At 71.2% G+C, this 16,795-nt stretch carries 18 protein-coding genes and 1 rRNA gene; 6 read left to right on the plus strand and 13 right to left on the minus strand.

Annotated features, from left to right (window positions below; genetic code table 11):
- Both F603_RS0108045 and F603_RS0108050 read right to left on the minus strand, forming a co-directional pair.
- A 16S ribosomal RNA gene (locus F603_RS0108045) occupies window positions 1-62 on the minus strand; the annotation flags it as partial.
- Window positions 63-479: 417 nt separating this feature from the next.
- A complete protein-coding gene (locus F603_RS0108050; RefSeq protein ID WP_211231051.1) occupies window positions 480-1,154 on the minus strand; it encodes a DNA-3-methyladenine glycosylase in 675 nt (224 codons plus the stop codon).
- Window positions 1,155-1,293: 139 nt separating this feature from the next.
- Between F603_RS0108050 and F603_RS0108055 the strand changes: the two genes are divergently transcribed.
- Entirely contained in the window at window positions 1,294-2,076 is a 783-nt protein-coding gene (locus F603_RS0108055) for a sporulation protein (RefSeq protein ID WP_026328237.1), read from the plus strand.
- Window positions 2,077-2,083: 7 nt separating this feature from the next.
- On the opposite strand, the gene F603_RS0108060 is transcribed toward F603_RS0108055, so the two are convergent.
- Window positions 2,084-2,515: a barstar family protein gene (locus F603_RS0108060; protein WP_019545500.1), complete on the minus strand. Its 432-nt coding sequence runs from the start codon at window positions 2,513-2,515 to the stop codon at window positions 2,084-2,086.
- A gap of 140 nt (window positions 2,516-2,655) precedes the next feature.
- On the opposite strand from F603_RS0108060, the gene F603_RS0108065 reads away from it, so the two are divergent.
- Both F603_RS0108065 and F603_RS0108070 read left to right on the plus strand, forming a co-directional pair.
- Window positions 2,656-3,189 (plus strand): YbhB/YbcL family Raf kinase inhibitor-like protein, encoded by a 534-nt coding sequence (locus tag F603_RS0108065; protein ID WP_019545501.1) that lies wholly within the window; start codon window positions 2,656-2,658, stop codon window positions 3,187-3,189.
- A gap of 131 nt (window positions 3,190-3,320) precedes the next feature.
- The gene (locus tag F603_RS0108070; protein ID WP_019545502.1) at window positions 3,321-3,800 is read left to right on the plus strand and encodes an HNH endonuclease; all 480 of its coding nucleotides are present in this window, start codon (window positions 3,321-3,323) and stop codon (window positions 3,798-3,800) included.
- A 68-nt stretch (window positions 3,801-3,868) separates the two neighbouring features.
- Here the strand turns inward: F603_RS0108070 and F603_RS0108075 are convergent, their stop codons facing one another.
- From F603_RS0108075 to F603_RS0108085, 3 genes are read right to left on the minus strand one after another with little or no spacing between them, the layout of a single operon-like run.
- The gene (locus F603_RS0108075; protein WP_019545503.1) at window positions 3,869-4,810 is read right to left on the minus strand and encodes an SPFH domain-containing protein; all 942 of its coding nucleotides are present in this window, start codon (window positions 4,808-4,810) and stop codon (window positions 3,869-3,871) included.
- A 54-nt stretch (window positions 4,811-4,864) separates the two neighbouring features.
- Window positions 4,865-5,296, minus strand: a complete 432-nt coding sequence (locus F603_RS0108080; protein ID WP_019545504.1) for an NfeD family protein — start codon at window positions 5,294-5,296, stop codon at window positions 4,865-4,867.
- A 13-nt stretch (window positions 5,297-5,309) separates the two neighbouring features.
- Window positions 5,310-6,107, minus strand: a complete 798-nt coding sequence (locus F603_RS0108085; protein WP_019545505.1) for an ABC transporter ATP-binding protein — start codon at window positions 6,105-6,107, stop codon at window positions 5,310-5,312.
- 112 nt (window positions 6,108-6,219) lie between these two features.
- Here F603_RS0108085 and F603_RS0108090 point away from each other — a divergent pair, with 112 nt between their 5' ends.
- The gene (locus F603_RS0108090; protein WP_019545506.1) at window positions 6,220-7,041 is read left to right on the plus strand and encodes a hypothetical protein; all 822 of its coding nucleotides are present in this window, start codon (window positions 6,220-6,222) and stop codon (window positions 7,039-7,041) included.
- Between the two features lie 117 nt (window positions 7,042-7,158).
- Here the strand turns inward: F603_RS0108090 and F603_RS0108095 are convergent, their stop codons facing one another.
- The 3 genes from F603_RS0108095 to F603_RS0108105 all read right to left on the minus strand — a co-directional run bounded on the left by F603_RS0108095 (window position 7,159) and on the right by F603_RS0108105 (window position 11,657).
- Window positions 7,159-7,800 carry a response regulator gene (locus F603_RS0108095; protein ID WP_019545507.1) on the minus strand — a complete coding sequence of 214 codons (642 nt, stop codon included), beginning with the start codon at window positions 7,798-7,800 and terminating at the stop codon, window positions 7,159-7,161.
- Window positions 7,793-8,953, minus strand: coding sequence for a GAF domain-containing sensor histidine kinase (locus F603_RS0108100; protein ID WP_019545508.1), 1,161 nt, complete (start codon window positions 8,951-8,953; stop codon window positions 7,793-7,795). Before F603_RS0108100 ends, F603_RS0108095 begins: the two co-directional genes overlap by 8 nt.
- A 148-nt stretch (window positions 8,954-9,101) precedes the next feature.
- On the minus strand, window positions 9,102-11,657 hold the full coding sequence (locus F603_RS0108105) for an FHA domain-containing protein (protein WP_026328238.1): 2,556 nt from the start codon (window positions 11,655-11,657) through the stop codon (window positions 9,102-9,104).
- A gap of 428 nt (window positions 11,658-12,085) precedes the next feature.
- Here F603_RS0108105 and serB point away from each other — a divergent pair, with 428 nt between their 5' ends.
- A complete protein-coding gene (gene serB / locus F603_RS0108110; RefSeq protein ID WP_245600748.1) occupies window positions 12,086-13,396 on the plus strand; it encodes a phosphoserine phosphatase SerB in 1,311 nt (436 codons plus the stop codon).
- A 9-nt stretch (window positions 13,397-13,405) separates the two neighbouring features.
- Here serB and F603_RS0108115 read toward each other — a convergent pair whose 3' ends face one another.
- From F603_RS0108115 to F603_RS0108130, 4 genes are all read right to left on the minus strand, one after another.
- Window positions 13,406-13,921, minus strand: a complete 516-nt coding sequence (locus F603_RS0108115) for a SixA phosphatase family protein (protein ID WP_019545511.1) — start codon at window positions 13,919-13,921, stop codon at window positions 13,406-13,408.
- 80 nt (window positions 13,922-14,001) lie between these two features.
- Entirely contained in the window at window positions 14,002-14,217 is a 216-nt protein-coding gene (locus F603_RS0108120) for a hypothetical protein (protein ID WP_019545512.1), read from the minus strand.
- Between the two features lie 156 nt (window positions 14,218-14,373).
- On the minus strand, window positions 14,374-14,490 hold the full coding sequence (locus F603_RS36215) for an SGM_5486 family transporter-associated protein (protein WP_281168873.1): 117 nt from the start codon (window positions 14,488-14,490) through the stop codon (window positions 14,374-14,376).
- Between the two features lie 63 nt (window positions 14,491-14,553).
- Complete coding sequence (locus tag F603_RS0108130) at window positions 14,554-15,873, minus strand: CynX/NimT family MFS transporter (protein ID WP_019545514.1); 1,320 nt, start codon at window positions 15,871-15,873, stop codon at window positions 14,554-14,556.
- A gap of 200 nt (window positions 15,874-16,073) precedes the next feature.
- Here F603_RS0108130 and F603_RS31840 point away from each other — a divergent pair, with 200 nt between their 5' ends.
- Window positions 16,074-16,763, plus strand: coding sequence for a FadR/GntR family transcriptional regulator (locus F603_RS31840; RefSeq protein WP_019545515.1), 690 nt, complete (start codon window positions 16,074-16,076; stop codon window positions 16,761-16,763).
- The last annotated feature ends 32 nt before the right edge of the window (window positions 16,764-16,795 follow it).

A 16,795-nucleotide genomic window follows, 5' to 3' on the forward strand; every position in this document is an offset into this window, starting at 1 on the left:
ACTTGCATGTGTTAAGCACGCCGCCAGCGTTCGTCCTGAGCCAGGATCAAACTCTCCATGAATGCATTCCACATCCACAAAGACCACACACCCACACACACGCGGGCATGCACAATCCTTGCCGAAAAAAATCAAAGAAACCCACCCAACCAAAAAACAGGCCAGGTACGGGCATCAACAAACTTGGCGTTGACTAAATGGCACGCTGTTGAGTTCTCAAAGAACGAACGCTTCCATCGAACCCCTCCCAGGGCCCTCCGGGCGCTTCCCTCTCGGTGTCCACCACATTAACCGATTTCCCTTCGGGCTCCTAATCGGGCCCTTCCGGTGCTTTCGGGCAAACGAAAGCAGTCCCGGATTCGGGATCTTCGCAGTAGTGGTTGGCCGCTTGCGGGAACTCGATGGGCGGTACGGGACCGCGCTCTGAGTCACCCCGCTTCAAGCGACCCGGTCAACGTTAGGGCGTCTGCTGGGTTGCGTCAACCCGAGGGGGTACGTCGCCTCGGTTGGTGGGGGCGGTACGGGCTCACCGTGGGATCGCCGTCGATCCAGAAGCGCCACGGGTGGTGGGCGCCCTCGCCGCCGACGCCGGTGCGTGGGCCGTTGCGTATGGCGTTCCCCTGGGGCAGGTCGCCCGTGAGGATGCGGAGGGGGGCGGTGGTGTCCGGGCCGCAGACATCCGTTCCGTTGAGCGTGCGGTCGATGTCGAGCGAAGTCGCGAGGCGGGCCGGGCCCTTGGCGAGTTCGGTGTCGCGCTTCGCCTTGGGGCGGCGGGCACGCGCCTGGTCGTGGCCGGTGAGGAGCTCGCCTCCGCGGAGGAGGACTCCGCTCGCATGGTTCTCGGGACCGCAGACGAGGTTGAGGCTGAACCACATCCCGTAGATGAAGTACACGTACGCGTGGCCCGGCGGACCGAACATGGACGCGTTGCGTTGGGTGCGCCCTCGGTACGCGTGCGAACCGGGGTCTGCTTCACCCGCGTACGCCTCGACCTCGGTGATGCGGAGCGCCATCGGGCCCTCGGGGGTGGTGCGTACCAGTGTGCATCCGAGCAGCTCCGGGGCCACCTCCAGGACCTGGCGGTCGAAGAAGGAGCGCGGTAGCGGGGCATGACTGGCGTTGCCGGGTGGCATACGGTCTCGACCAGCGATCATGCCGTCCGAGCGTAACCGAGCGGCCGGGGGTGCCGCCGGGGTCGCGGATGTGAGGTGGACGGCGGGTGCCGCGGGGGAGATGCCTCTCCCTCCGCGCGGTGCCACGGGGCAGGGGGAGGCCGAGTGGGAGGACCCGGAGATGGTGTGGAAGAAGCTGTTCGCGAGCGTGGGGGTCGGTGGGGCTTCTGTCGACACGGTGCTGCACGAACCGAACGTCGTGCCCGGTGGTGTGGTGCACGGGGAGGTGCGGATCGCCGGTGGCGCCGTCGAGCAGACGGTGCAGAGCCTCTCGGTGGGGTTCCTTGCGCGGGTCGAGGTCGAGAGGGACGACGGGGAGGTCAAGAAGGACATCGAGTTCGCCCGTCAGCGGATCGGGGGTGAGTTGCGGCTGAGCGAAGGGGCGGTGCACACGGTGCCGTTCGCGCTGGAGGTGCCCTGGGAGACGCCGTTGACGGTCCTCACGGGGCACCGCCTGCCCGGCATGGAGATCGGGGTGACGACGGAGCTCGCCCTCGCCAAAGCCGTCGACTCCGGTGACCTCGACCCCGTCCACGTCCATCCGCTCCCGGCGCAGCAGGCGCTCCTCGACGCCTTTCTTGGGTTGGGGTTCCGGTTCAAGTCGGCCGACCTGGAGCAGGGCGTCGTCCGGAACACGCGGCAGCGGTTGCCCTTCTACCAGGAGGTCGAGTTCCATGCGCCACCCCAGTACCGCGGGCTGCGCGAGGTGGAGGTGACGTTCGTCGCCGACGACCGGGAGATGGACGTCGTGCTGGAGATGGACAAGAAGCCCGGGCTCTTCAGTGAGGGCAGCGACTCGTACCACGCGTTCCGGGTCGGTCTCGCGAACTTCGCGTCGACGGACTGGGCCGGCTACCTCAATCGCTGGATCTCCGAGGTGAGCGGCCGACGGAACTGGCTGTGAGCGCGGGCTAGCCGAGGAGCACGGTGAGCGGGGTTTCGCGGACCGCCCAGTAGCCGGCGGCGGCGGAGAGGACGCCGGCTGCGGAGTCCGCCTCGGCCGGGGCTGCCTGCTCGAAACCTGCCCAGCCGGCGGTGAGGAGGAGGTAGCCCTCGGTCTCGCCCCACCACGAGAGGTCCGTGAGGCAGTCCGAGAGGGCGTCCCAGTTGCGGCCGAAGTAGCCGGGGAGTTCGAGGCCGACGGCGAACGCCTCCATGAAGCCCGCCTTGTCGGTGACGCCTGTGAGGTCCGCGACGGCGCCGATCCAGCCGGCCGCCTCGGCATGCATCAGGGCGTCGGGACCGACGCCGGGGCACCGGTAGACGCCGGCGGGGACCGTTCCGTCGAAGACGCCGGGGAGGTCCTGGTACGGAAGGTCGGGCAGGTCGACTGAGCTGGTCATGTCACACCATCGCTTTGCGGATCTGGTGGCGGCAAGGGGTGGAGGAGGTCTCTGCTCCGCGCTGCCATGGTGACAAAGCCGCGGCTCCTGGCTGGTTAGGCTGGCCGTTGCAGCGATTCGCACGACGAGGAGGGTCCGACGTGACCGACAAGCAACGGCGTCCGCTTCCGCACGAGTTCCACCCTCCGGTGCCCGGGTTCCGGGTGGTCAGCGACGACCTGGTGGACGGCGGCCGGTTGGGTTCCGGACAGGTCTACGGCGAGGGCAACACCTCGCCGCAGCTCAGCTGGTCCGGGTTCCCCGCCGGCACGAAGAGCTTCGCCGTGACCTGCTTCGACCCGGATGCGCCGACGGGCAGCGGATTCTGGCACTGGTCGGTCTTCGACATCCCGGCCTCCGTCACCGAACTCCCGGCCGGCGCAGGCACCGGAGGAATGGCGGGGCTGCCCGAGGGCGCGGTCCACGTCCGCAACGACTTCGGTGACCGGGAGTTCGTCGGAGCCGCTCCCCCGCCCGGGGACGGACCGCACCGTTATGTCTTCACGGTCTACGCCGTTGACAGCGAAAAGCTGGGGCCGGACGGGGACGCCACCCCGGCCTTCGTCGGGTTCAACCTGCGGTTCAAGACGATCGGCAGGGCCCAACTGATCGGTGAGTTCGAGCTCGAGGGCTAACCGCGGGCCCGCCCCACTCCCCCGTCGCAACTTCCCTTGCGGCGGGGGAAATTGCGTTGTACGGGGTATCTCTCGGCTGCACAGTGGAGCCACCCGCGCGCGGTGCGGGTGGGGCCTGGGAGGTGGCGGGGATGCGTCGGACACTGATCCTGAACGCGAGCTTCGAGCCGTTGTCGGCCGTGCCTGTGCACCGCGCGGTGGTGCTGGTGCTCCGCGGGAAGGCCGTCGTCGAGCGGGCGCATCCCTCGCTGCGGTGCAGGGCCGCCGAGTTGGAAATGCCGGCGCCCGAGGTGATCCGGTTGACGCGGTACGTCAGGGTGCCGTTCCGGGCGCGGGCGCCCTGGTCGCGTCGGGGTGTGCTGCTGCGGGACCGGTACAGGTGCGCGTACTGCGGGCGGCGGGCGGGGACGGTGGACCATGTCGTGCCGAGGTCCAGGGGCGGCACCGACTCATGGCTCAACACCGTTGCCGCGTGCGGCGGCTGCAACCGGAGGAAGGCGGACCGCACGCCCGCGCAGGCCGGTCTCGTGCTGCTTTCTGCGCCCTTTGCGCCGTCGCCGGGGGATGTGCTGGTGCGGAGCCTTGAGACGACGGCGCCGGCGGCTGCCTAGCGGGGCGGTGGGCCGGTCGCCGCGCCTCCTCGGAATGTGCCTGGCCCGAGGAGGCGGGCGCTTCCGGATCAGTCGACGCGGGGCTGCTCCACGGGCGCCTTCGTCATCGAGGCGCCGCCGCCGTTGCCGCCGCCGCCCGGGCGGAAGTTGTCGAGCGCGCCGCCGAGCCCCTTGAGCGCGTCGCCGATCTCGCTGGGCACGATCCAGAGCTTGTTGGCGTCGCCTTCGGCGATCTTCGGGAGCATCTGGAGGTACTGGTAGGAGAGGAGCTTCTGGTCCGGGTCGCCCGCGTGGATCGACTCGAAGACGGTGCGGATCGCCTGCGCCTCGCCTTCCGCCTTCAACGCGGCGGAACGGGCCTCACCTTCGGCCCGCAGGATGGAGGACTGCTTCTCGCCCTCGGCCTCCAGGATCTGCGACTGCCGGACGCCCTCCGCCTGGAGGATCGCGGCGCGCTTGTCCCGGTCGGCGCGCATCTGCTTCTCCATGGAGTCCTGGATGGACGTCGGCGGTTCGATCGCCTTCAACTCGACGCGGTTGACGCGGATTCCCCACTTGCCCGTCGCCTCGTCGAGGACGCCGCGCAGGGCCGCGTTGATCTCCTCGCGGGAAGTGAGGGTGCGCTCCAGGTCCATGCCGCCGATGATGTTCCGCAGGGTGGTGACGGTGAGCTGCTCGATCGCCTGGATGTAGCTGGCGACCTCGTACGTCGCGGCACGCGCGTCCGTCACCTGGTAGTAGATGACCGTGTCGATGTTGACGACCAGGTTGTCCTGGGTGATCACCGGCTGCGGGGGGAAGGGGACGACCTGTTCGCGGAGGTCGACGCGGTTGCGCACGGTGTCGATGAACGGCACCACGATGTTGAGGCCGGCGTTGAGCGTGCGGGTGTACCGGCCGAAGCGCTCCACGATGGCGGCGCTCGCCTGCGGGATGACCTGGATCGTCTTGATGAGTGCGATGAAGACCAGCACCACCAGGATGATCAGGACAATGATGATGGCGTCCATCGCCTGCCCCCTGCGTATTGTGTGACGTACGTGCTTACGCTGTGTGCTCTGACATCACATCACGACCGCCGTGGCGCCGTCGATCTCGACGACGTCCACCTGACGACCGGGCTCGTAGGCGCTCTCGGTGTCGAGTGAGCGCGCCGACCAGACCTCGCCGGCGAGCTTGATCCGCCCGCCCTGGCCGTCGACCCGCTCCAGCACCACCGCCTGGCGGCCCTTGAGCGCGTCCACACCGCTGCTCAACTCCGGCCGCCCGGCGCGCATTCGGCGCGCGACGGGGCGCACGACGAGGATCAGCGCGCTGGAGACGACGGCGAAGACGACGACCTGGGCGACATACCCCCAGCCCAGCCCGGCGGTCCCGGCCGCGGCGACCGCGCCGACAGCGAGCATGCCGAACTCGGGCATCGCCGTGAGTACCAACGGGATACCGAGCGCTGCGGCGGCCACGAGCCACCAGACCCATACGTCCACACCGCCCATGGTAGGCGGGTGTTCAGGTCAGCGGCAGCCCCTGCGCCGACCAGCGATCGCCGTGCTGCTCGACGACGAGCGGCAGCCCGAAGCACTTGGAGAGGTTCTTCGACGTCAGCTCCGTCTCCAGCGGCCCGGCGGCGAGCAACTTGCCCTGCCGCACCATCAGGACGTGCGTGAAGCCCGGAGGGATCTCCTCGACGTGGTGCGTCACCATCATCATCGACGGCGCCAGCGGATCGCGTGCGAGGCGCCCGAGGCGGCGTACGAGGTCCTCGCGGCCGCCGAGATCGAGCCCGGCCGCCGGCTCGTCGAGGAGCAGGAGTTCGGGGTCGGTCATCATCGCGCGGGCAATGAGGGTGCGCTTGCGCTCGCCCTCGGAGAGGGTGCTGAACCGGCGGTCGAGATACTCGCTCATGCCGAGGACGTCGAGGAAGGCGCGCGCCCGGTCCTCGTCGACGCGCTCGTAGCTCTCCTGCCAGTGCGCCGTCATACCGTAAGCGGCGGTGAGGACGGTCTCCAGCACGGTCTGTTGGCGGGGAAGCTTGTCGGCCATGGCGACGCCCGCAATGCCGATGCGCGGGCGCAGGTCGAAGACGTCGACGCCGACGCCGCCGAGCTCCTCGCCGAGGATCGAGACGCTGCCCGAGGTCGGGTAGAGGTAGGTGGAGGCCAGGTTGAGCAGGGTGGTCTTGCCGGCGCCGTTCGGGCCGAGGATCACCCAGCGTTCGCCCTCCTTGACCGACCAGGAGACCTCGTCCACCAGAGCTCGGCCCTCGCGGACCACGGATACGTCCACCAGCTCCAGTACTTCGCTCATGAGCGCGTTGTCTCCTCGTCTCCGCGTACCTGCATGTGCTGTGCCCGCAGGCACATTCCCCATGGGAAAACCTACGCCACCCGCCCGCCGGGCAGTTCCCTAGGCTGGTCCCATGCTCATCGAAGCGCGCTCAGGGCGCCTCACCGCTTGGGGAAATGCGCTCTTCGCCGGTCTTGTCTCCCCGGACGAGGCTGCCGAGGAGATCGTCGGCGAGGACGACAGGCACCGCGCTCTCGGGGTGCCCGGTGCCGACGGCGAAGGGGTCGGCCTGACGCTCGCGCTCGGGAGGCTGCGGGCGCTGGGAGCCGTGGGTCTGCGGCTGGCGCTGCCGGCTCCCGGACATCCGCTGGGGTTGAGCGGGCCGCCGGAGTTCAACGCGGCTGCGCTCGCCGCCGGCGAGGGCGTCGTGGTAGAGGGCGCGCAGTTGGGCTTGGTGCCCGAGGTGACGGAGTCGGGTCCCGGTGGCGCGGTGGGGCGTGCGGACCGGCACGTCGACGTCGTCTGGCGGTGCATGCCGGTGCGCGAGGCGCCGCCTGCGGACGTCCCCTCGCTCGGCGAGGCGGAGCGTGAACTGGCGGACGCGATGCGGGAGACGACGGAGGTGCTGACGCGGCTCGACGTCGCCGGCTCGGGACCGATCGCCGACGCGGCGCTGGAGGCGTACCGCGCGCGGGCGGAGGCGGGCAGGCGGCTGCTGGCCCCGGGGTATCCGGCCCGCGCCGTACGTGTGTTGGAGCTCGCCCAGCGCGTCCGGGCGCTGGTCTCGATCGCCTCCACGGAGGGCGGCGACGGGCGGGAGCACGGCGGTGCCGTCAGCGCGGCGCAGATCGCGGCACGCGCCGAGGCGCTCAGGCCGGTGGAGCGCACGGCTCGGCGGGCGCAGGTGGCGGCGTACAACTCCTACGCGGAGGAGCGGGAGCGCAGGCGTCACTGACGGACGTCAACGAACGGGCATGCGGCCCGGTGAGGGCGGGCGCGCGGAGACGGGCGCTCCCCGCGCGCGGTCGCGCGCCGGGGCGGCCGTCGTCAACTCCCGTCCTGTGCCGTGCGTTCATCCCCCGATGCCGTGCCGCACCGCCCAGAGCGCCGCCTGGGTGCGGTCGGCGAGGTCGAGCTTCATGAGGATGTTGGAGACGTGCGTCTTGACGGTCTTCTCCGAGAGCACCAGCGCCTTCGCGATCTCGCGGTTGGAGCGGCCGTCGGCGATGAGTTCGAGGACCTGGTCCTCGCGCTCGGTCAACGTCGGTGCACGCCCGGCGGGTTGGTCCGCGTCCTCTTCGTGCAGCAGGGCGCCGGCCACCTCCGGCTGGAGGAGCACGTGGCCCGCATGGACGGAGCGGATCGCGCCGGCGAGCGCCTCGGGGTCGACGTCCTTGTAGACGTAGCCGGCGGCTCCGGCGCGCAGGGCGGGGACCACCGTGCGCTGTTCGGTGAAGCTCGTCACCACGAGCACGCGCGCAGGGTTGCCCGACGCACGGAGCCCGCGGAGCGCCTCGACGCCGTCGGTGCCGGGCATCTTCACGTCCATGAGCACCACGTCCGGCCGGAGCTCCTCGGTACGCGCGAGCCCCTCCTCGCCGTCTGCGGCCTCGCCGACGACCTCGATGTCGTCCTGGACCTCCAGGAATGTGCGCAAGCCCCGGCGCACGACCTGGTGGTCGTCGACGAGGAGCACGCGGATCACCTCAGCCACCTGGTACCTCCATTTCGATGACGGTGCCCCGGCCGGGCTCCGAGCGGACTTCGAGCCGGCCGCCCACCCCGTGCGCCCGGTCGCGCATGGAGACGAGGCCGAGGTGGCGGCCGGCGCCGTGCACATCTGCGGGGTCGAAGCCGCGGCCGTCGTCACGGACGGTGAGCACGGCGCCCGGGTCGCTGCGGAGCAGCGCGACGCCGACCTCGGTGGCGTCCGCGTGGCGCAGTGCATTGTGCATCGCTTCCTGAGCGACCCGCAGGAGCGCTTCCTCCTGCGCTGCGGGGAGCGCGCGCACGCCGTGCGACGAGAAGGTGACGGAGGCGGTGTGCGCGCGGTCCAGGACCTGGGCCTGGGTGCGGAGGGTGGCGACGAGTCCGTCCTCGTCCAGGGCGGCCGGGCGCAGTTCGGTGACGACGTCGCGGAGTTCGTCGGCGGCCTGCGCGGAGAGCGCCGCCACCTCCTGGAGCTCCTCCTTGGCACGGGCGGGGTCGCGGTCGACGAGCGCGGCCGCCGCCTGTGCCGTGAGCCGGAGCGAGAAAAGCTTCTGCGCCACGGCGTCGTGGAGTTCGGTGGCGATGCGGGCGCGTTCGGAGGTGAGGGTGAGCTCGCGGCTGCGTTCGTAGAGCCGTGCGTTGGTGAGCGCGATCGCCGCGTGCTGGGCGAGGAGCGCGAGGAGCTCCTCGTCCTCCTGGGTGAAGCGGCAGCGCTTGCCCTCGTCGGCGGCGTCCGGAGCGTCGGGCGGGCACTCCTTGTTGGCGAGGAAGAGGGCGCCGAGGACCTGCTCGTCGTCGGCGATCGGCATGCCGAGGAAGTCGGAGAGCTCGGGGTGGGCTCCGGGCCAGCCGCCGAAGCGGGGGTCCTCGCGGACGTCGGCGAGGCGCTGCGGTGTCGCCTCCTTGAGCATCGCGGCGAGGACCCCGTGCTGGCGCGGGAGCGGCCCGATCGCGCGCCACTGCTCCTCGCTGACGCCTGCGACGACGAACTGCGCGAAGCCGCCGTGGTCGTCGGGGACACCGAGCGCCGCGTACCTGGCGCCGAGGAGCTCGCGTGCCGAGGCGACGATGGTCTGCAGCACGTCGCGCACCTCGAGCTGCCGGTTCATGGCGAGGAGCGCCGCGCTGACGGCCGAGAGCCCGGTCCGAGGGATCATGTCTGCACGCTACTCGGACAGGCGCGCGAGCGGGATCGGCCTGGAGTGCCCGCGGTCGGGACGCCGGTCCTAGGTCCGCGGTCGCAGGGTGCCCCGACACACGGGAGGCGGCGTCCGCGGACGCCGCCTCCCGCTCATGCGCGCGCGGTCACTTCCGCATGACCTCCGGCTCGTGCCTGCGGAGCAGGCGCAGGACGAGGAAGGCGCAGGCGACGCCGATGAGCAGCAGGACGCCGAGGTCCAGGGCCCAGATGCCCACCGAGTGCTCCCAGAGCGGGTCGAGGTCATCGGGGTTGTTGCGGTCCCACGGGACCATGAGGTGCGAGAGGTCGATCGTCGAGCCCGTCACGGCGACGCCCCAGCGCGAGGGCATGAGCCAGGCGAGCTGCTCGACGCCGAGCGAGCCGTAGACCTGGAAGAGCACGCCCGTGAAGACGACCTGCACGATGGCGACCATCACCAGCAGCGGCATCGTCTTCTCCGACGTCTTCACCAGCGACGAGATGACGAGCCCGAGGGTGAGCGCGGTGAGGCCCAACGCGGTGAGACCGACGCAGAGTTCGAGCGCGGGCGGCATGAGGACGCCCTCGTCGGGGAGTTTGCGCGCGGGGAAGGCGATCCCCGAGATGATCACTGCCTGGAAGGCGGTGATCACGCCGAGGACGATGATCTTGGACATCAGGTAGGCCGAGCGCGAGAGGCCGGTCGCCCGTTCCCGCTCGTAGATGACGCGCTCCTTGATCAACTCGCGTACGGAGTTGGCGGAGCCGGTGAAGACCATGCCGACGACGAGGATGAGCAGGATCGTGCCGGCCGGCCCGTTGAAGCCCCTCTCCGGCGCGGAGAGCCCGTAGGTCGCCGGGATCACCCTCGACACCCCGCCGATCACCGCGGGAAGGATGACCATCAGCGCGAGGAAGCCGCGGTCGGAGGCGATGACGGACGCGTACCGCCGCATCAGCGTCCAGAGCTGGGACAGCCAGCTCTGCGGCTTGTGCTGCTTGGCCGAGATCTCGGGTGCGTTCCCCGCCCCCGGGGCCATCGAGGCGTCGAGCTCGGCGGCGTACATCTGGTAGTGCTGCGAGCCCTGCCAGCGGCCCATCCAGTCGTGGTCGCGGTAGTTCTCGAAGGCCGAGAAGACGTCGGCCCAACTGCCGTAGCCGAAGAAGTTGAGCGCCTCCTCCGGCGGGCCGAAGTACGCGACGCCGCCGCCGGGGGCCATCACCAGCAGCTTGTCGCACAGGCCGAGTTCGGCGACGGAGTGCGTGACGACCAGGACGGTGCGGCCGTCGTCGGCGAGGCCGCGCAGGAGCTGCATCACGTCGCGGTCCATGCCGGGGTCGAGCCCCGAGGTGGGCTCGTCGAGGAAGATCAGCGAGGGCTTCGTCAGCAGTTCGAGGGCGACGGAGACGCGCTTGCGCTGGCCGCCGGAGAGCGAGGTGATCCGCTTGTCGGCGTGGATGTCGAGCTTGAGTTCGGCGAGGACCTCCTCGACGCGCGCGTTCCGCTCCGCGTCGGCGACGTCGCCGGGGAAGCGGAGCTTGGCCGCGTACCGCAGCGCCGTGCGGACCTTCAGCTCCTTGTGGAGGATGTCGTCCTGCGGCACCAGGCCGATGCGCTGCCGGAGTTCGGCGAAGTGCTCGTAGAGGTTCCGGTTGTCGTAGAGGACCTCGCCCTCGTCGGCCGGGCGGTAGCCGGTGAGCGCGCGCAGCAGCGTCGACTTGCCGGAGCCGGACGGGCCGATCACGCCGATCAGCGACTTCTCCGGGACCCCGAAGGTGACGTTGTCGAGGATCACCTTCCCGCTGTCGACCTTGACGGTCAGGTGGCGCGCGGAGAAGGAGACCTCGCCGGTGTCGACGAACTCCTCCAGGCGGTCGCCGACGAGCCGGAAGGTGGAGTGGCCGACGCCGACCGTGTCCTGCGGGGTGATGACGACCGAGCCGGCCTTCGGCAGCAACTGGCCGTTCACGTAGGTGCCGTTGTGGCTGCCCAGGTCGTGGATCTCGAAGCGGCCGTCGGGGGTCGCCCTGAACTCCGCGTGGTGCCGGGAGACTTGGAGGTCCGAGACGACGAGCTCGTTCTCCAGCGACCGGCCGATGCGCATCACGCGCCCGAGCGAGAGCTGGTGGAAACTGGTCGGGCTGCGGTCTCCCCCGCCCGTCGCCGGCTCCTGCCTCGGGGAGGGCACCTGCTGCGCCATCTGCGGCTGCTGCGGGGGGTGTTGGCTCCACTGCTGCTCAGCGAAGTGCGGCTGGCCCGGCTGCTGCGCGTGCACGGGGGCGGCGGGCTGCCCGAAGCCCTGCTGCGGGTACGGCGCCTGCTGGGGGTACGCCTCCGGCAGCGGCTGGACCTGCTGCTGCGCGCCCGGGGCGCCGGCCTGCGCCGCGTACCCGCCGGACTGCGCCGCTGCGGCGCCCGAGAGGGTGAGCCGCGGGCCGTCGGCGGCGTTGCCCAGGTTCACGCTCGTCCCGGGGGCGAGCTCAAGCTGCTGGATGCGCTGCCCCTGCGCGTACGTGCCGTTGGTGCTGCCGTGGTCCTCGATGACCCAACTACGCCCGCCCCAGCGGACGGTGGCGTGCCGCCAGGAGACCCTGGCGTCCTCTATGACCACGTCGCCCTGGGGATCGCGCCCCAGGGAATATGCCCTGGACGGATCGAGCGTCCAGGTCTGTCCGTTCAATTCCAATACGAGTTCCGGCACTCCATGCCCCACAAAGTTGTCCCCCGAGGTACCCCCCGCTTGAGAGAGGGAGTCTAGGGATGGTGAACATCGTGGGGAACTATTCCAGGGAGCGGTGCCCGGCAGAAAGTCGGGCCGGAGGACGTGACGAGACCGGGACAGGGAAATGCGTACGGACCGCGTCGGATCGGAGATCGCGGACACCCGCTGCAACCGTCGCGCCCTGACGGGGTGCGTTCGCTGCGGGTGCGGATACTCTGTGCACCGCATTCAGGACCCACCGCGACGGAGCCGTGGGCCCCGTCGACCCGGACAGTTAACCGGCTCGCGGTGGGGGCACTCGTGACGCGGGGATGCGTCCCGACCTGCACGAGGGCGTGCACGACGAGAGTGAGCGCCCCCACACCAGCCACAGGCTGCACAGCGGATACTGTGAGAAGACCATGACCATGTCGCTGGACACCCCGCCCTCGTACGCCGATACGCCGACCCTCCTCATCAAGATCTTCGGCAAGGACAGGCCCGGCATCACGGCCGGACTCTTCGACACCCTCGCTGCCTACGCGGTCGAGGTCGTGGACATCGAGCAACTCGTCACCCGCGGTCGCATCACTCTCAACGCGCTGGTGACCTCCCCGAGCCCGGCGATCGCCACCGAGGGCGAAGTGCGGGCGACCGTCCACGGCTGGGCGGAGTCGATGAAGCTGGAAGCGGAGATCATCTCCGGCACCGGCGACAACAAGCCCCGGGGGACCGGGCGTTCGCACGTCACCGTCCTCGGCCACCCCCTCACGGCGGAGTCCACGGCCGCCATAACGGCGAGCATCACCTCCACGGGCGGGAACATCGACCGCATCTTCCGCCTCGCCAAGTACCCCGTCCTCGCCGTGGAGTTCGACATCTCGGGCGCGGAAACCGGCTCGCTGCGTACCGCGCTGGCGCTGGAGGGCGTGCGCCGCGGTGTCGACGTCGCCGTGATGTCCTCGGGGCTGCGCCGCCGGGCGCGGCAACTCGTCGTCATGGACGTCGACTCCACCCTCATCCAGGACGAGGTGATCGAACTCTTCGCCGCCTACGCCGACTGCGCCGACGAGGTCGCCGAGGTCACCGCGCGGGCGATGCGGGGGGAGCTCGACTTCGCGCAGTCGCTCCGCGCCCGCGTCGAGCTGCTCGCCGGACTCGACGCCTCGGTGGTGGAGAAGGTGCGCAGGGACGTCCGCCTGACGCCCGGCGCACGGACGCTGATCCGCACCCTGAAGCGCCTCGGCTACCAGGTCGGCGTCGTCTCCGGCGGGTTCACGCAGGTCACAGAACCGCTCCAGGAGGAGCTCGGGCTCGACTTCGCCGCCGCCAACACGCTGGAGATCGCCGACGGAAAGCTCACGGGCCGCCTCACGGGCGGCATCGTGGACCGTGCGGGCAAAGCGCGGCTGCTGCGCAGGTTCGCGGCCGAGGCGGGCCTCCCCCTCGCGCAGACGGTGGCGATCGGCGACGGCGCCAACGACCTCGACATGCTCAACACGGCGGGCCTCGGCGTCGCGTTCAACGCGAAGCCCGTCGTGCGCGAGGCCGTCGACACCTCCGTCAACGTGCCCTTCCTCGACACCGTGCTCTACCTGCTCGGAATCACGCGCGAGGAGGTCGAGGCCGCGGACGGAGAGGACGCCGGCACGCTCGCCGCGGAGGAGCGGCTCCGCCTCGGCACCGAGGGCCAGGAGGACGAGCGCGCGGGCGGCGCCGTCGCCGGTGCACCGCACTGAGGCGCGGCGCTACTCCTGCGGCGACCAGAAATCGGTGAGCTCGGCCGACCCCGCCTCCAGCGACTTCCAGGAACCGGTGAACCGCAGCACCGCGACCGCGGAGGTGGGGAAGCCGCGCTCCAGCCGGGCGCGCGCCTCCTGGTCGGCGCTCCCCGCGAGCAGCCCCGCCACCGATTGCATGCCCGGGTTGTGGCCCACGACGAGGACGTTCTCCATGTCTTCAGGGGCCTCGTTGAGCACCTCGATGATCTGGCCCGGCGGCGCCTCGTAGAGCCGCTCCTCGTAGACGGTGCGGGGTCGGCGCGGGAACTGGTGGACGGCGAGCTTCCAGGTCTCACGGGCGCGGGTGGCGGTGGAGCAGAGGGTCAGCTCCGGGAGCGGGCCGTGCTCGGCGAGCCACTCGCCCGTCTCGGGCGCCTCCCTGCGGCCCCGCTCCGCGAGGGGGCGCTCGTGGTCGGGGACCTCGGGCCAGTCCGCCTTGGCGTGCCTGAAGAGGACAATACTGCGGGACACGTCGACGCTCATGTCTCCCAGCTTCGCACGAAACGGCCGCTGCGGCGCGGGGTGTTGGGCACCCTTCCCGCTAGGGCGTGCGACCGCGGGAGCTACAGGAGCACCTCGTAGACCCTCGCGAGCACTTGCGCGACCAGGGAGCCGGCGGGGGCGGACTCGGCGGCGCGGGCCTCCCCCGAGCCGACGAGCAGCGTCAGCAGCGCGAAGGCGGCGGCGGGCAGCGTCAGGGCCCACCAGGGGAGCCGGCGCTGCCGTGGCGCAGGGGCCGGGTCGCCGTCGGTCGCGGCGGTCTGCGCGGTGGCCGGCATGGGGCTCGCCTCCGGGTCTTCGGTGCCTGGACGGACGGTCCGCCCACGCTCCACGACGCTACGGACTCGTGGAGCGGCGCCCCATCCGGTGACCCACCCAGTTCCCCCTGAGCCGGACCCCCTAGGGGGCGGTGGGGAAAACCCCACCGCCCGTGCTCACGGCGAGACGACGCTCGCGACGACCGCGATCACGACCGTCAGCAGCAGCATCGCGCCGAGGATCTGGAGGAACTTCCGCTGGCCGTTCTTCGGGTTCGGTTCGAGGACTGGCATGCGGGCAGTCTCGCACCCGGGGCGCGGGAGGCGCGCACCGGCCGCGCCCTCCTGCACCCGGTGTCATCTCCCGTCCTCGATCACGCGGTTGCGGCCCGCGAGCACTCCTGTCGCCATCTGCGCGACGAGGAGCGCGGCCATCACGATCAGCGGGATGCCCCAGCCGCCGGTGGCGCCGTTGAGGGCACCGACGAGGAGCGGGCCAGGGATGGAGAGGAGGTAGCCGGTGCTCTGTGCGAAGGCCGAGAGGCGGACGACGCCCGCGTGCGAGCGGGCGCGCATCCCGATCATCGTGAGGGCGAGCGGGAAGGCGCAGTTGGAGACACCGAGCACCACGGCCCACAGCCATGCTCCGCCGACCGGCGCGAAGTACAGCCCGGCGTACCCGGCGAGCCCGCACACCCCCAACAGCAGGACGAGCGGCCCCTGGTGGCGCATCCGGGCGGCCGCCCTCGGCAGGACGAAGGCGAGCGGGACACCCATGCCCATCGTCACCGCGACGAGGAGGCCGGCCGTCGGCGCCGAGACGCCGGAGTCGCGGTAGATCTGCGCCATCCACCCCATCGTGATGTAGGCGGCCGACGCCTGGAGGCCGAAGAAGAGGGCGAGCGCCCACGCGGTCGGCGAGCGCACGACCCGCACCCGCGCCTCCGGCTCGGCGCCCGGACGCTCGTCCGCCGGCGACTCGCGGCCCGAGCCGGAAGTGATCCTGATCGCTCCCCACACGGCGACGCCTACCACCCCGAGCACCGCCCAGGCGCCGATGCCGAGGCGCCAACTGCCGCCGAGCGCCTCGGTCATGGGCACGGCGACCGCCGCCGAGCCGGAGGTGCCGACGGCGAGCGCCATCGAGTACAGCCCCGTCATGGAGCCGACCTTGTCGGGGAACCAGTGCTTGACGACCACCGGCATGAGCACGTTGCTCACCGCGATGCCGACGAGAGCGAGGACGCTCGCGGCGAGGAAGCTCACGGTGTCGGGCGCGACGGCGCGCAGCAGCAGCCCGAGGAGGACCGACGCCATGCCGAGCACGAGGACGGAAGCCGGCCCCCAGCGCCTCGCGAGACGCGGCGCGAGCCCGCCGAAGGCGGCGAAGCAGGCGGGCGGCAGCGAGGTGACGAGCCCGGCCACGGTGGTGTTCATCCCGAGCCCGAGGCGTACCTCTTCGAGCAGCGGACCGAGTCCGGAGATGGCGGGGCGCAGGTTGAGCGCGGCGACGACCATGCCGACGACGACGAGCGTGCGGACTCTGCGCGCCCGTGCGGGTTTCGGCGTTCTCCCGGCGGTCTCGCTCGGGGGTACGGCGGCCGTCGCGGGGCTGGTGGGCTCGTCGGTGGGCGTCGTGCGGAGCCGGGTCGGCGTCTCGTCGTCTGCGGTGGGCATACGGCCATCATAGAATCATGGGATGAATCCGGGGCAAGCTGGCTCCGCACAGCGGAGACGCCGGGTACGAGCGGAGGGCGCAGGCAGCGCGGCGGGGCGCCGCCGCTGCTACGTACCCTTCCCGCGAGGGCGCCGGCGCCGCCCCGCCCCGACGGAACAGCAGGACCGCCGCCCCAGCCACGCGAAGACCCGGAGACCCCATGCCACTGCCGTCACCGCACCGCTCAGCCCTCGCCGACCAGGTCATCAACACCCTGCGGCAGCAGATCAGTTCGGGTGAGTGGCCGGTCGGCTCGCGCATCCCGACCGAACCGGAGCTCGTCGCGGAGCTCGGCGTCGCCCGGAACACCGTGCGTGAGGCGGTGCGCGCGCTGGCGCACAACGGCCTGCTCGACATCCGGCAGGGCTCGGGGACGTACGTCGTCGCCACCAGCGAGCTCGCAGGGGTGATGCACCGCAGGTTCACGGAAGCCGACCCGGGCCACATCGCGGAGATGCGCTCGGCGCTGGAGACCACGGGCGCGAGGCTCGCCGCCGAACGGCGCACCGAGCGGGACCTGCACCAGCTCGAAGCGCTCCTCGCACGGCGCGAGGCGGCGTGGGACTCGGGGAACGTCGAGCGGTTCGTCGAGGCGGACGCGGGGCTGCACCTCGGCGTCGTCTCGGCCTCCCACAACGAAGTGCTCACCGCGGTCTACGCGGACCTCGGCGACGTGATGCGCGCCTACCTGCGGCACGACGTCGGCGAGGAGCTGCGTCCCGAGGCGCACATGGACCACGCCAGACTCGTCGCCGCGGTGCGCGCGGGCGACGCGGAGGCCGCCGCCCGCGAGGCGGCCTCGCACACGGCGGAGTGGCGGCCGGCGGAGCGGGAGTTGAGCAGCGGCTGAGCGGGGGCGAGCGCCGCCCGCCCCTTGCGGGA

This window comes from Streptomyces sulphureus DSM 40104 (assembly GCF_000381025.1).
Taxonomy (GTDB): domain Bacteria; phylum Actinomycetota; class Actinomycetes; order Streptomycetales; family Streptomycetaceae; genus Streptomyces; species Streptomyces sulphureus.